The organism is Brachybacterium sacelli, from assembly GCF_017876545.1.
Classification (GTDB): Bacteria; Actinomycetota; Actinomycetes; order Actinomycetales; family Dermabacteraceae; genus Brachybacterium; species Brachybacterium sacelli.
This window is the reverse complement of sequence record NZ_JAGIOD010000001.1, coordinates 1,352,865-1,366,595: the sequence shown is the minus strand read 5'-3', so window position 1 is coordinate 1,366,595 and position 13,731 is coordinate 1,352,865. Positions and strand designations below refer to the sequence as shown.

Genomic DNA, 13,731 nt, shown 5'->3' with positions numbered 1-13,731 from the left:
TCACGCCAGGGGCGCACCGTCGTAGGCCGCCAGCAGGCTCTCCATCGCGTCCTGCGTCTCCCCCGCCACCTCGGCGGGGTCCTTCCCCGTGAGCTGGCACGCCTGGATCGCGTCGGAGATCAGCTTGTTCATCTCCGAGGGCATGCGAGGTTCGCCGAGCGCGCCGGGGAAGATCTCGTCGCGGAACGTCCGCATCGGCCCGTCGTCGAAGAATCCCTGGTCGGTCGCACGCTGCATCGCGGATCTGCGATACGGGAGGTACGACTGCGCCTCGACGCACCATGAGGCGACCCGGTCCACGGAGTCCTCGCTCATCGACCCCAGCGCCCAGACGCAGAAGCGGGCCGCGGCCTCCGGGTCGCGACCGCGCGCATTCGCCGCGAAGGCCCAGCCGCCGGTCGCGGTCACGTAGGTGCCGCCCTCCGGGACCGGGATGCGGAACACCCCGTACTCGAGATCGGGAGCGCCGCCCGCCAGCGCGGAGACGCCCCACATGCCGGCGTTCTGCATGGCGCAGTACCCCGAGCCCAGGTTGCTGACGACGTCGGAGCCGCTGCTGCCCAGCAGGGTGCGGGGCGCCACGCCGCTGCCGATCATCTCCTGCCACAGCGTCAGGGCGTCGACCGCGCCCGGTGAGTCGAAGGATCCCTGAGGGGTCTCGAGCCCCGGGAGCCCGCCGCCCGCCATCCACAGGAACGGATAGAAGGTGAAGTTCTGGTAGTAGGTGGGACTGGTGTCCACGACCAGCCCGAACTGCTCGTCGGTGGTGAGGGTGTCCGCGACGTCGAGCAGCTCGTCCCAGGTCCCCGGCAGATCTCCCTCGGACAGCCCCGCCTTCTCGAAGGCCGGTACGGAGTAGTACATCGCCATCGGCCCGCCACCCATCGGCAGCGCGTAGATCCCCTCACCGACGGCCCGAGAGGCGATCAGATCCGGAGAGAAGTCCTCCCTGGCCTCCCGGGTCATGTACGGGGACAGGTCCTGGAGAACACCCCCGTTGTAATACCTCAGGAAGTCGCCGGGGCTGACGACGAAGACGTCCGGACCGTCCTCCGCGCTGAAGGCGGTCTGCAGCTTCGGGCCGCCGACGTACTGAGAGTTCGGCACGAACTGCAGGCTGATCGCCGTCTCATGGCCCTCGTTCCACTGCGTCACGAGCTCGTCGAACCAGTCGTTCTGCGCGGCGCTCGCGCCACGCGGTGCGTAGAACTGCCAGAAGCTGAGGGCCCCCGCGGGGCCCTCGGCCTTCCGGGAGCCGCATCCCGGGACCGCTGCGGCGGCCGCGGTCGCCCCGAGTCCGCCCAGCATCGTGCGCCGCGACAGGTGCGAGGAGGTCACGCCCTGGCCCTCTGCTCGGCCTGTCCCTGCTGCGCGGAGATCTCTGCACCGAAGTCCTCCACGCAGCGGTGCAGCTCGTCCAGCACCTGGGGATACAGCGAGGCCAGGTTGTAGTTCTCCCCCGGATCGGCCTCGAGGTCGAACAGCTGGGGCAGCTCGCGCAGGTCCTTGGTCGGGAAGCGGTCCACGTGCAGCTTCCAGCGCCCCCGGCGCACGGCGTTGAGGTGCCAGTGGCTGAAGAAGAACAGCGGACGCTCCGGGACCTCCCCACCGAGCAGGCAGTCGGTGATGTCGACCCCGTCCAACGGACGGTCCTCGGGGCAGTCGGCGCCGGTCAGGGTCGCCAGCGTGGGCATCAGGTCGATGAAGCAGGCCGGGGTGGTGCAGACGCTGCCCGCGTCGATCCGTGCCGGCCACCGGGCCAGGAACGGCATCCTGATCCCACCTTCGTAGGTGTCGATCTTGCGGCCGCGCAGCCCACCGGTGCTGCCTTCGAACCAGGGACCGTTGTCGCTGGTGATCATCACCAGCGTGTTCTCCGCCAGTCCGCGGTCCTCGAGATGATCCAGGAGTCGACCGACGTGATGGTCCAGGCACTCGATGACGTCTCCGTAGGTGCCGGCGGCCGAGGTGCCCCGGAATCCCTCTTCGACGTGCAGCGGGATGTGGGGCATCGTGTGCGGGAGGTAGACGAGGAAGGGCCCCTCGCGGTGCTCGTCGATGAAGTCCATCGCCTCGTCCGTGTACCGCCGGGTCAGGGTCGACTGGTCGACGTCCTCCTCCACCTCGTCGTCGACGTGGAGGACGACGGGATGCATGTCATTGCTGTAGGGCAGGCCGACGAAGCGGTCGAAGCCGTGGCGCAGCGGGGAGTGCTCCCTGCGCGCCCCGAGATGCCATTTGCCGAAGGCCCCGCAGGCGTAGCCCTGCTGCCCGAGCATCTCCGCGAAGGTCACCTCCTCGTGGGAGAGACCTTCGGGCTCCTCGGGGAAGATCACCCGGGGCAGCCCCACCCGCTGCGCGTAGCGTCCCGTGAGCAGCGCCGCGCGCGAGGGCGTGCAGGTGGGCGCGGCCGAGTACATCTGGGTAAAAGTGATGCCCTGCTCGGCGACGGAGTCCATGCGCGGGGTGCGGATCAGGCTCGAGCCGGTGCAGCTCAGATCGCCGTACCCCATGTCGTCCATGAAGATCAGCACGATGTTCGGAGCCGGAGAAGGGGTCGTGGGGGTGCGGGGGGTCGTGGTGGACATCGGTCTCCTCATTTCAGGCCGGTCGTCTTGATGGATTCGATGATCTGGCGCTGGAAGACCAGGAACAGCCCGAGCGTCGGGACAGTGGCGACGGTGGCGCCCGCCAGGATGTAGTTCCAGGCACCGGCGTGCTCGCCCTGCAGGGCGTTGATCCCGACCTGGACCACCCATCGCGACTCGTCGCTGGTGGTCGTGAGCGGCCAGAGGAAGGCGTTCCAGGCTCCGAGGAAGACGAAGATCGCGAGGGCGGCGAGGATGGGGCGGCTCAGCGGCAGCGCGATCCGCAGGAAGACGCGGAACGGTCCGCATCCGTCCAGCCGCGCCGATTCCTCGAGCTCCCCGGGCATCGACAGGTAGAACTGCCGCAGGAGGAACAGGGCGAAGCCCTGGAAGATCATGGGCGCGGCCACCCCGGGCAGGGTGTTCAGCAGGCCGAGCTCGCGGACCACCATGAACAGCGGCACGATGACCATCGGCATCGACACCAGGATCGTCGAGAAGAAGGCGAAGAAGATCTTGTCCCGCCCGGGGAACTCCAGCCGCGCCAGCGCGAAGGCCGACATCGAGTGGAAGGCCATCGAGACCACGGTCACGACCGTGGCCAGCAGGAAGCTGTTGGCTAGGTAGCGGGCGAAGGGCACCGTGGCGAAGACGTAGCGGAAGTTCTCCCAGGTCGGCTGTGCCGGGAGGAGGCGGGCGTCGAACACCGCCTCGGGCTGCTTGAACGCGCTGGAGACCATGAGCAGGATGGGTGCCGCCGTGAGCAGGGCGAGCAGGATGGCGACCACGAGCAGGGCAGCTCGGCGGACTCTACGCATCGTCGAACCTCCCGGCCCTGGTCAGGGCGAACAGGGCACCTGTCACGACCACCAGGAAGGCGACGACGGTGGCCGACATCGCCGAGGCGTAGCCGTAGTTGTTGAACTGGAAGGCCTGCTGGTAGATGTAGAACATCCCCAGGGAGGTGGCGTTCGCGGGTCCTCCCTGGGTCATCACGTAGATGAGGTCGAAGGCCTGCGCGCCGCTCACGGCGGCGACCGTCGAGACCACGAGCACGAAGAAGCTGGTCGGACGCAGCTGCGGCCAGGTGATGTGGCGGAACCGGGCGATCGCCGAGGCGCCGTCCATCGTCGCCGCGTCGTAGTACTCCGTGGGGATGTCTCCCAGCCCGGCCAGGAAGATGATCATGTAGTAGCCCATGTAGAACCAGATGCTCACCACGAGCACGGTCAGCAGGGCGAACCGCGTGTCACCGAGCCAGGAGATCCCCGAGAGACCGAGCGGTGCCAGCACCTGGTGGACGATCCCGACCTTGTCCACGAGCAGGAATCGCCACACCAGCCCGATCACCACCAGGCTCACCACGTGGGGCAGGAAGAACGCGGCGCGCAGCAGCCCGCGCATCGGGAGGCGGCTGTTCATCAGCAGGGCGAGGGCGAGGCTCGCCACGAACACTCCGGGGACCATGCCCAGGACGTACAGGCAGGTCACCAGGAGACTCTGCCCGAACAGGGGGTCGCTGAGCATGCGCCCGTAGTTGGACAGTCCGACGAAGTCGTAGGAGCCGAACCCGTCGGCGTCGAAGAGGCTGAGCACGAGGCTCGCGAGGATCGGGACCCCGAGGAACAGACTGAAACCGAGGATGTTCGGCGCCAGCATCACCACGGCGGCGAGGCGGTCTCCCCGGGCGCCGGGCGCCGAGCGGGGCGCACGGGTTCGCGGAGCGGCCTGGGCCATGACCATCCTCCGTCCGGTCCGGCGGACCATCGGGCCGCCGCGTACTCTTTAAAACCTACCGAGCACTCGGGAGTTTATGCAGGAACCCACCGCGCATGCAACGGGCCCCGGCGATAGGCTCTCGGCGACCGGCACCCGCCGCGCGGACGAACAGGATCGGAATGCCACGACCGACACGGACCACCCCCAAGGGCGCCGAGGCGCGGGCTCGCGTGATCACCGAGGCCACCCGCGTCTTCTCCCGCGACGGCTACCGCGCCGGTTCCCTGAGCAGGATCGCCGAGGCCGCAGGGCTCACCCAGCAAGGGCTGCTCCACTACTTCCCGAACAAGGCGGCGCTGCTGCTGGCGGTGGTCGCCGAGCGAGAGCGGAGCACGGCCGAGCATCTCGAGCGGACCTCGGGCAGCCGCTCGGTCCTGGACCGCTTCGTCGAGGCGGTCGAGCACAACATCGAGGAGCCGTACCTGGTCGAGCTGATGACCGTGCTGTCCGCGGAGAGCACGGATCCGGACCATCCGACGCACGCCTGGTTCCTCCAACGCTACGACGACCTGGTCGCGCGGCTGGCCGCGGGCGTCCTCGAGGAGCAGCGGTCAGGTCGCTGGGCGGGCGGGGCCGAGCCGGAGCAGGCGGCGCGCACGCTGGTCGGCCTGGCCGACGGGCTACGCCTGCAGCGGCTCCTCGGCCATCCGGAGCTGGATCACGCGGCCCTGCTCAGGACCCACCTCCAGGCGATGCGCATCGGGGGGACGACCCCCTGAGGTCACGGCCCTCGGCGCCATCGGGCCGATCCCTGCCGGTCAGCCCTCGGCCTCCTCGTCCCGCGAGGCCGCACGGCCGGCGACGTGGACGGCGACCCCGGCGCCTCGCAGCTCCTCGAGCAGGCTCGGATCCGCCGACGGATCGGTGACCAGGTCGTCGATCTGATCCATCCGCGCGATGCGCGCGAAGGCGGTGGCGCCGATCTTCGTGCCGTCGGCGACGACGACCACCCGGGAGGAGCGCTCGATGAGCCGGGCGCTGATGGCGGCCTCGGACTCGTCGTGGGTGCAGGCGCCGTCGGCGGCATTGACCGCGTTGACCCCGAGGAAGAGGATGTCGAGCCGGATCTGTCCGAGGAGCTGCTCGGCCCATCTGCCCACCAGCTCGAAGCTGGATTCGCGCACGATGCCGCCGGTGACCACGAGCTGCAGATGACGGCGGACCGCGAGCTCCTGCGCGATGTTCACCGCGTTGGTGACCAGCACCGTCGGGCGTTCCGCGTCACGGAAGGACGCGCGGGCGGCCAGCTCATGGGCGAGCGCGGTGGTGGTGGTGCCGCCGTTCAGACCGATCACGCCGCTCGGCGCGGCCAGGTCCACCGCCGCGGTGGCGATCGCCTCCTTGGCGGCGGCATGGCGGGCGGCGCGATATCTCATCGGCAAGGAGCTCGAATCGGGGTTCGCGGAGGCCCCGCCGTGGGTCCGGACCACGAGCTGCTGGTCGGCGAGCGCATCGAGGTCGCGACGTGCGGTCGCCGGGGAGGACCCGAGCTCGGAGACCAGATCGTCCACCGCGAGATGGCCGCGCTCGAGCACCATGTCGAGCACGAGATCCAGGCGTCGCCGCCTGCCGCGCACCCCCGTGGTGATCGACGCGCCGTCGCGTCCCGACTCCGCTCGCGCCATCGGCCCTCCTCGTGCTCTCCCGGCAGTCGTCCCGTCCTCGGCCTCATCCGTCGTCGATGAGCCCGGGCCCCGGCAGGATATCGCCCCCACCTCCGTGCTCGTTGATTGTTTTTGAGTGTTTGATAACGGTACGCTCACAGGACAGCATTCAGATGCAGACCTGCGACCCCACCGACCGCCTCCAGGAGGACCGATGACCAGCGCCACCGAGACCGAACTCCGCTCCCAGCCCCAGACCTGGCGTCGAGCCCTCGACCTCCTGGAGCAGGTCCGTGACCTGCTGCCCCGTCCCGGGGAGAGGGTGCTCGCCATCGGCTGCGGCACCTCCTGGTTCATGGCGACGGCCTACGCCGCCCTGCGCGAGGCAGCCGGCCAGGGCGTCACCGACGCCGCCACGGCCACCGAGATCCCCACGGGACGCGACTACGACCGCGTCGTGGCGCTGTCCCGTTCCGGGACCACCACGGAGATCATCGAGGTGCTGGCGGCGACCGCGGCTCCCTCGGTGCTGCTCACCGCCGTCGCCGGCGGGCCCGCCGCCGCCCACGCCGACTCCGAGATCGTCCTCGACTTCGCGGACGAGTCCTCCGTGGTCCAGACCCGCTTCGCCACCACGGCCCTGGCCCTGCTGCGCGCCTCCCTCGGGGACGACCTCGGCGCGGCCCTCACCGACGCCGAGACGGTGCTGGCGACGGAGCCGGACCCCACGTGGGTCGCGGCCGACCAGGTGACGTTCCTGGGCACGGGATGGACCAAGGCACTGGCCGACGAGGCCGCGCTGAAGTTGCGCGAGGCGACCAGGTCCTGGTCCGAGTCGTACTTCGCGATGGAGTACCGGCACGGCCCCATCGCGATCGCCGAGCCGGGCCGACTCGTCCATCTTTTCGGCGCCGCCCCGGCAGGGCTCGAGGCGCAGGTCACCGAGACCGGGGCCACCTGGGTCTCCACGGCGTCGGATCCTCTCGCGCAACTGGTCGCCGTGCACTTGTGGGCGCTCCGGCGTGCCGAGCGGCACGGCCTGGACCCGGACCGGCCGCGGCATCTCAGCCGCGCCGTCCATCTGGGCTCATGACCGGGCCGCGACCGGGCCGCCTCCCGCACACGATCGGCGTCGACGTCGGCGGGACCCGCACCAAGATCGGCCTGGTCTCTGCCGACGGATCGCTCGGCATCCCGTACTCCCTGCCGACCCCTCGGGAGCCCGAGGAGCTGTGCGCGATGATCGCCCACGAGTCGACCTCGCTGCACGAGCGGGCCGGCCTCGCGGTCACGGCCCCGGTCGGCGTCACCGTCCCCGGCATCCTGGACGAGGAGCGCGAGGTGGTCGAGCTCGCCGTGAACCTCGGCTGGAGGGACCTGCCGCTGGGCCGGATGCTCCGCGACGTCATCCCCTCCCCGCTGGCCGTGGGCCACGACGTGCGAGCAGCCGGCATGGCCGAGGCCGCGTGGGGCACTGGACGACTGTTCCCCCAGCATGCCGGGACGCGGGACCTGCCCCCGCTCGCCGATCTCGTCTTCGTGCCGATCGGCACGGGGATCGCCGCCGCGGTGGTCCATGACGGTGCCGTCTTCGGCGACCGGTTCACCGGCGAGGTCGGCCAGGTCCGCGTCGAGGAGCCGTACACCGCGCAGATGCTCAGGCTCGAGGAGGTCGCCTCCGCGTCGGCGATCGGGCGACGCTATGCCGAGCAGATCGATGCCGCCGACCATCCGCTGGTGACCACGGACGGCGGCCGGCCGGCCGCCCGCGCCGTCGTGGACCGCGCCCGCGCCGGCGATCTCGGGGCCGAGAGGATCCTCTTCTCCGCGATGGACACCCTCGCCCAGGCGCTCGCGACGATCACGACCGGCGTCGGCACCGTGCCCGTGATCATCGGCGGCGGACTCGCCGAGGGCGGCTCCATCGTGCTGGACACGCTGCGCGAGTCGATCGCCTCGCGACTCGGTGTGGTCCCCACGCCCCCGGTGCTGCCGAGCTCGCTGGGCATGTGGGCAGGCTGCCAGGGGGCGGGCCTGCTCGCCCGGGAGCGGGCCACACAGGATGATCCGACGTGATCCTCACGCTCACCCCGAATCCGGCCCTCGACCTCACCTGCACGGTCGACGAGGTGCGCGCGCATCACGAGCATCGCGTGCAGCAGGTGCGCACCGCCGCCGGGGGCAAAGGGGTCAACGTCGCCCGGGTCCTCGCACAGCTGGGCGTCCGCTCCCTGGCCGCCGGACCTCTCGGTGGCACAACCGGCGGCCTCCTGCGAGAGCTGCTGGACAGCATCGACGAGATCTCGCAGGCCTGGACCCCGATCGACGGCGAGACCCGTCGAACGCTCACCGTGGTGGACCGCTCGGGCGCGACCGGCTTCCACGGACCCGGCCCTCACCTGTCCACCGCAGAGGTCGCAGCCCTGCGCACTGACCTGACCCTCCTGCTCGAGGCACCGCAGGACGCAGGCGCCGACGTCGAGGCCGTGACCGTCTCGGGGTCGCTCCCGCCCGGCATGACGGCGAGCGCCCTGGCCGGCCTGGTCCGCGCCCTGGCCTCCCGCGGGCGTCCGGTGCTCGTGGACACCTCGGGCCCCGCCCTCCTCGAGGCCGCCCGCTCCGGCGCGACCGTGCTGAAGCCCAACGCCGCCGAAGCCCTCGCGACCACCGGGACCAGGACGCCGCTCGAGGCGGCCGCGGCCCTCGCCGATCTCGGACCGCACGTCGTGGTCTGTTCCCTGGGAGCCGACGGCATGCTCGGCCTCGAGCGGACCGAGCACGGCTCCCGGGCCTGGCTCGCCCGACTTCCCGAGCCGCTGGGTGGCAACCCCACCGGCGCCGGCGACTCCGTGGTCGCGGTGCTGGCCTCGTCCCTCCTGGCCGACGGCGCCGCGCTCCCCGAGGTGCTCGTGCGCGCCGTCGCGGTCGGCGCGGGCGCCGTGGCCCGGCCGGTCGCCGGAGAGATCGACCTCGCCCTCGCCGAGCTCCTGCACCCCACCGTCGAGATCGAGGAGATCCCGTGCCCCTGATGCCGCTCACTCCCCCGGCCCTGCGCGCCCGAGCCCACGGGCGCGGCCTGGCCGCGTTCAACGTCGTCCATCTCGAGAACGCGGAGAGCTTCCGGCTCGCCGCCGAGGCTGCCGGCGAACCGGTGGTCCTGCAGATCAGTCAGAACGCCTCCCGGTTCCACGGCGGGCTGGCCCCGCTCGCCCTCGCCACCCTCGAGGTGGCCCGACGAGCAGAGGTCGAGATGGTGGTCCACCTCGACCACGCCGACGATCTCGACCTCGTCGCCGAGGCGCTGGAGCTGGGCTTCGGCTCGGTGATGTACGACGGGTCGATGCTGCCCGACGAGGAGAACCGGTCCCGGACCGCGCAGGTGGCACGCCTCGCGCACGAGTACGGGGCCGGCGTGGAGGCGGAGCTCGGCGAGGTGGGCGGCAAGGACGGGGTGCACGACCCCTCGGCCCGGACGGACCCGGCGGACGCCGCCCAGTTCGTGGCGGACACGGGAGTGGACCTGCTGGCGGTCGCCGTCGGCTCCTCGCACGCGATGACCGAGCGCTCCGCCGCCCTGGACCATGACCTCATCGCCCGCCTCGCCGCGACCCTCGAGGTCCCCCTCGTGCTGCACGGCTCCTCCGGAGTGGCCGATGCGGACCTCCAGGCCGCGATCCGGGCGGGGATGACGAAGGTCAACGTGTCCACGCACCTGAACCAGGTCTTCACCGGCGAGGTCCGTCATTTCCTGGAGGAGAACCTCGACGTGGTCGACACGCGCCGGTGGATGCACCGCGGCCGCGAGGTCGGCGCCGCGGAGGCGGAGCGCCTCATCCGGCTGTTCCGCGACGCTCCCCACTCCCCGCGCGTCCCCGACCGGAGCTGATCTCGTGCCCGGGCCGGGCCACCGGCGCTCGGGCCGCCCGGGGTCAGACCGTCAGGGTCCGGGCCGACTCCCTCATCTCGGCCAGCCATCGCTCGTGCTCCGCCGTCAGCTCCTCGACGACCTCCGGATGCCATGCGGCCAGGTCCGTCGTCTCGTCGAGCCCCGCGAGGGTGGGGGCGGAGGCGCTGAGCTGCAGACCGTGCCCGATGTCGGTGTGCTCCACCTGGAGGATGCCGGCCCGGGCCCGTGACTCCGGGTCGACGTGACGCAGCTTCCACTGCGGGGTGCGGACGGCCCATTGGAAGGTCGTGTCGAAGTGGAGCACCTCGTGCACGGGGGTCGCGGCGTCCTCGAGGGAGGCACGCAGGTCGAGGCCGTCGCAGAGGGCTCCGTCCTCGAGCCCGCGACCGCTCGCCGCGAGGAACGTCGGCGCGAGGTCGAGCGAGCTCACCAGTGCCTCGGACACCGTGCTCGGCTCGGTCACACCCGGCCAGGAGATCAGCATCGGGGTGCGGATCCCGCCCTCGTAGAGGGTGTACTTCGAGCCCTCGAGGGGGGTGTTGCGGCCGTAGTTGCAGCGCGATCCCCCGTTGTCGGTCATATAGACGACGATCGTGTTCTCCGTGAGGCCGGACTCCTCGAGGTGCGCCCGCAGCCGCCCGATCTCGCGGTCCATGATCTCGAGCTGGGCGAGATAGTACTCGCGCCCGTTCTCGAGGTTCGGCTCCACCGCGCCGTCGTACCAGTCCAGGTACTCGGTGGTCTCGGCGTCGAAGTCCGGGTGGGCCGGCAGGCCGCGGGCGTCGAGCTCGTGCCGGGGCAGCTGCCAGGTGAAGTTGTGGACGGCGTTGAAGGCGACCATGGCGAAGAAGGGGCGCTCATCGGGCGCCTGTACGAAGTCGAGGGTCCGCTCGATGAACTCCTCCGTGAGGTGCCGCTCGCAGTCGACGGCCTCCGTGCCCTCCCACATCGGGGCGACGCCGTGGCGGTGGGCGGCTTCGCCGTAGGCCGCCTCGTGCGCCCGGGAGTGGTGCAGGTAGTGAAGGGGCCCCATGGAGTGGGCGGCGAGACCGTAGAAGGAGGTCTCGAAGCCGTGACGGGGCGGGCAGGCGCGGCTGCCCTCCTCGTCGGCCCCGTAGTGGACCTTCCCGAAGTACCCGGTGCGGTAGCCGCGCTCGCCGAGCTGTTCGGCGAGGCTGGGGACCGCCTCCGGGGCCATCTCCGAGTCGGTGAACCAGTGCGCACCCCAGCGCGCCTGGTGCACCCGGTGATCAGCCCCGCCCGGGAGGGGCTGCAGATCGGCGCGGTGACGTATGCGTTGTCGTAGACCCTGCCGTCGGCAGCGAGTGCGTCGAGGTGCGGGGTGGAGACCGCGGGGTCGGTGCCCCGGAACCCGAGGTCCCCGAACCCGTGGTCATCGGAGACCAGGAGCACGATGTTCGGGCGGCCGGCCTCCGGCGACCCCGCGCCGGGCTCTGCCATGGCTCAGGCCTGGCCCTCGTCGAAGTACGTGCGCAGCTGCTCCGGCAGTGCGGGGATGTCGTAGGGGGTCCCGCCGTGGCGGATCGACTCGGCGCCGTAGACGCCCGTGGCGACGGCCTCGCGGGCGGCGATCACCGACACGTCGGTGGCTCCGCCGTCGCGGGCGAAGCGCAGGAACTCCGCGACCAGGCTCGGGTCGGCGCCGCCGTGGCCGCCCGTCGCGCGGGCGACGACCTCGACCGCGTCGGGCCGGCCCGGACCGGAGCGACGGGACTCCCAGATGTGGATCTGGTCGCCGCTGCCGTCGCCCATGTTCTCGATCCGCCCGGCGTCCCCGATCACGGTGTAGTTGCGCCAGTAGTCGGGGGTGAAATGGCACTGCTGGTAGGAGGCGAGGACCCCGTTGTCCAGCGTCATGGTCAGCATCGAGATGTCCTCGACGTCGATGACGGGGTTGAGCTCCTTCTGCGTCGTGGGCGGCCAGATGTCCTCGTCGTACCACTCGCCCATCCGGCGGTCGGAGTTGTCGCGCCGGTCGGTGACGTCACCGTAGACGGCCAGGTCACCGATGCCCGAGACCCGCCGGGTGTATCCCCCGGACAGCCAGTGGATGACGTCGATGTCGTGGGCGCCCTTCTGCAGCAGCAGGCTGGTGGCCTTCTCCCGCTCGGCGTGCCAGTCCTTGAAGTAGAAGTCGCCGCCGGTGCCGACGAAGTGGCGGCACCAGATCGCCCGCACCCGGCCGATGCGCCCCGAATCCACGATCTGCTTCATCTGCCGGATCACCGGCATGTGGCGCATGTTGTGGCCCACGTAGAGGCGGGTGCGCTTCTCCTGGGCGAGGGCGAGCATCGCATCGGTGTCCTCGACCCGGATCGCCATCGGCTTCTCGCAGAAGGTGGGGATGCCGGCACCGAGGGTCTGCAGGGCCACCGAGGCGTGCGCGAAGTCGGGAGTCAGGATCATGACCGCGTCGACCGCGTGCCCGGCCAGCAGCTCTTCTGCCGAATCGACCGTCGCGACGCCCTCACCGAACCGCTCACGAGCCAGCTCCTTGCCGCGCGCGGAGGGATCCGCGACGACGGTGACGCGAGAGCCTTCGCCGGGCCGGTGGGCGTGCGTGGCCAGGGAGGAGCGTGCGCCGAAGCCGATCACGCCGAGCTGGAGGTCTGCCATGGAGGGGTACCGCTTTCGAAGAGGGGCACGACGGGCGTCTTCACCATTGTTCCCGACTGCTCCGTGCGGGGGACCGGTCGAAGCGTCGCCGACACGATGTACAACTGAGGTGAAAGCATTTACGCTCTGAGCCACCCTGTCAAGGCATCGACGCCTTCTGCGGCGAGCGCGCCTCCCCAGGGACACCACCGAGAGGACGGATCTCGTGACCATTCCCGCCACCACGCAGCCGCCTGCGCCGCCCGCAGGGGCGGTGAGCGCTGCGAGCACCCCTGGCTCCACGGTCCGCCGGCGCCCTCGCGCCTCGCTCCGCAGCCGCCTGCGCAAGGACTGGCAGATGCTCGTGCTGATGATCCCCGGCGCGCTGTGCCTGCTGCTGTTCTTCTACATCCCCATCCTCGGCAACGTCATCGCCTTCCAGGAGTACTACCCCTTCATCACCATCCCCGAGGCGCAGTGGGTCGGGCTGTGGAACTTCATCGATCTGTTCCACGACGAGCAGTTCCTGGTGGCGCTGCGCAACACTCTCGTGCTCGCGGCGGTGCAGCTGGTGCTGTTCTTCCCGGTCCCGATCCTGCTCGCGCTGATCGTGGACTCGATGATGACCCCGCGTTTCCGCAAGGCCTTCCAGTCCATCGTGTACCTGCCCCACTTCCTGTCATGGGTGCTGGTGATCGCGCTGTTCCAGCAGATGCTGGGCGGGGCCGGGTTCATCAACCAGTTCCTCGCCTCCCACGGCATGGACACGATCCCGTTCATGACCAACCCGAGCACCTTCCCCCTGCTGGTCACCCTGCAGACGATCTGGAAGGACGCGGGGTGGGGCATGATCATCTTCCTCGCGGCGCTCGCCTCCATCCCGGCCTCGCTGTACGAGTCGGCCGCGATGGACGGCGCCGGCCGTCTCCACCGCATCTGGCACATCACGCTGCCCGGGATGCGCCCGGTGATCGTGCTGCTGCTGATCCTGCAGCTGGGCTCGATCCTCACCGTCGGCTTCGAGCAGTTCATCCTCCAGCGCGACGCCGTCGGCCCCGACGCCGCCGAGGTGCTGGACACCTACAGCTACTACGCCGGGGTGATCGGCGGCAGCTGGTCGATGGGCGCGGCGGCCGGGCTGGCCAAGGGGATCGTCGGCACGATCCTCATCCTCGCCGCCAACAAGGTCGCCCACCTGCTGGGCGAGGACGGCATCTACCGAGGGAGCAGCAAGTGA

13 protein-coding genes and 1 pseudogene are annotated in these 13,731 nt (G+C 70.7%); 6 read left to right on the top strand and 8 right to left on the bottom strand.

Going from position 1 to position 13,731, the window contains the following annotated elements:
* Genes JOF43_RS06010 through JOF43_RS05995 form a run of 4 tightly spaced genes read right to left on the bottom strand, consistent with a single transcriptional unit; the run spans position 1 to position 4,325 of the window.
* Positions 1 to 1,338 (bottom strand): ABC transporter substrate-binding protein, encoded by a 1,338-nt coding sequence (locus tag JOF43_RS06010; protein WP_209900252.1) that lies wholly within the window; start codon positions 1,336 to 1,338, stop codon positions 1 to 3.
* Positions 1,335 to 2,588 carry a sulfatase family protein gene (locus tag JOF43_RS06005; RefSeq protein WP_209900250.1) on the bottom strand — a complete coding sequence of 418 codons (1,254 nt, stop codon included), beginning with the start codon at positions 2,586 to 2,588 and terminating at the stop codon, positions 1,335 to 1,337. The genes JOF43_RS06010 and JOF43_RS06005 overlap by 4 nt, the downstream gene beginning before the upstream one ends.
* 8 nt (positions 2,589 to 2,596) lie before the next feature.
* Positions 2,597 to 3,406 (bottom strand): carbohydrate ABC transporter permease, encoded by an 810-nt coding sequence (locus JOF43_RS06000; RefSeq protein ID WP_209900248.1) that lies wholly within the window; start codon positions 3,404 to 3,406, stop codon positions 2,597 to 2,599.
* Complete coding sequence (locus JOF43_RS05995; protein ID WP_245354029.1) at positions 3,399 to 4,325, bottom strand: carbohydrate ABC transporter permease; 927 nt, start codon at positions 4,323 to 4,325, stop codon at positions 3,399 to 3,401. Before JOF43_RS05995 ends, JOF43_RS06000 begins: the two co-directional genes overlap by 8 nt.
* A 161-nt stretch (positions 4,326 to 4,486) precedes the next feature.
* On the opposite strand from JOF43_RS05995, the gene JOF43_RS05990 reads away from it, so the two are divergent.
* Positions 4,487 to 5,086 carry a TetR/AcrR family transcriptional regulator gene (locus tag JOF43_RS05990; protein ID WP_209900246.1) on the top strand — a complete coding sequence of 200 codons (600 nt, stop codon included), beginning with the start codon at positions 4,487 to 4,489 and terminating at the stop codon, positions 5,084 to 5,086.
* Between the two features lie 39 nt (positions 5,087 to 5,125).
* On the opposite strand, the gene JOF43_RS05985 is transcribed toward JOF43_RS05990, so the two are convergent.
* The gene (locus JOF43_RS05985; protein ID WP_209900244.1) at positions 5,126 to 5,992 is read right to left on the bottom strand and encodes a DeoR/GlpR family DNA-binding transcription regulator; all 867 of its coding nucleotides are present in this window, start codon (positions 5,990 to 5,992) and stop codon (positions 5,126 to 5,128) included.
* A gap of 193 nt (positions 5,993 to 6,185) precedes the next feature.
* Between JOF43_RS05985 and JOF43_RS05980 the strand changes: the two genes are divergently transcribed.
* Genes JOF43_RS05980 through JOF43_RS05965 form a run of 4 tightly spaced genes read left to right on the top strand, consistent with a single transcriptional unit; the run spans position 6,186 to position 9,857 of the window.
* The gene (locus tag JOF43_RS05980; protein ID WP_209900242.1) at positions 6,186 to 7,064 is read left to right on the top strand and encodes an SIS domain-containing protein; all 879 of its coding nucleotides are present in this window, start codon (positions 6,186 to 6,188) and stop codon (positions 7,062 to 7,064) included.
* Positions 7,061 to 8,047 (top strand): ROK family protein, encoded by a 987-nt coding sequence (locus JOF43_RS05975; protein ID WP_209900240.1) that lies wholly within the window; start codon positions 7,061 to 7,063, stop codon positions 8,045 to 8,047. Before JOF43_RS05980 ends, JOF43_RS05975 begins: the two co-directional genes overlap by 4 nt.
* On the top strand, positions 8,044 to 9,000 hold the full coding sequence (locus tag JOF43_RS05970; protein WP_209900238.1) for a 1-phosphofructokinase family hexose kinase: 957 nt from the start codon (positions 8,044 to 8,046) through the stop codon (positions 8,998 to 9,000). Before JOF43_RS05975 ends, JOF43_RS05970 begins: the two co-directional genes overlap by 4 nt.
* Positions 9,000 to 9,857: a class II fructose-bisphosphate aldolase gene (locus JOF43_RS05965; protein WP_209903135.1), complete on the top strand. Its 858-nt coding sequence runs from the start codon at positions 9,000 to 9,002 to the stop codon at positions 9,855 to 9,857. Before JOF43_RS05970 ends, JOF43_RS05965 begins: the two co-directional genes overlap by 1 nt.
* A gap of 43 nt (positions 9,858 to 9,900) precedes the next feature.
* Here the strand turns inward: JOF43_RS05965 and JOF43_RS05960 are convergent, their stop codons facing one another.
* From JOF43_RS05960 to JOF43_RS05955, 3 genes and pseudogenes are all read right to left on the bottom strand, one after another.
* Positions 9,901 to 11,121: a sulfatase family protein gene (locus JOF43_RS05960; protein WP_245354028.1), complete on the bottom strand. Its 1,221-nt coding sequence runs from the start codon at positions 11,119 to 11,121 to the stop codon at positions 9,901 to 9,903.
* 47 nt (positions 11,122 to 11,168) lie between these two features.
* Positions 11,169 to 11,339 (bottom strand): annotated as a pseudogene (locus JOF43_RS22940) (hypothetical protein); the annotation flags it as partial.
* A 3-nt stretch (positions 11,340 to 11,342) separates the two neighbouring features.
* Positions 11,343 to 12,515, bottom strand: coding sequence for a Gfo/Idh/MocA family protein (locus JOF43_RS05955; protein WP_209900236.1), 1,173 nt, complete (start codon positions 12,513 to 12,515; stop codon positions 11,343 to 11,345).
* Between the two features lie 205 nt (positions 12,516 to 12,720).
* Here JOF43_RS05955 and JOF43_RS05950 point away from each other — a divergent pair, with 205 nt between their 5' ends.
* Positions 12,721 to 13,731, top strand: a complete 1,011-nt coding sequence (locus JOF43_RS05950; protein WP_377783136.1) for an ABC transporter permease — start codon at positions 12,721 to 12,723, stop codon at positions 13,729 to 13,731.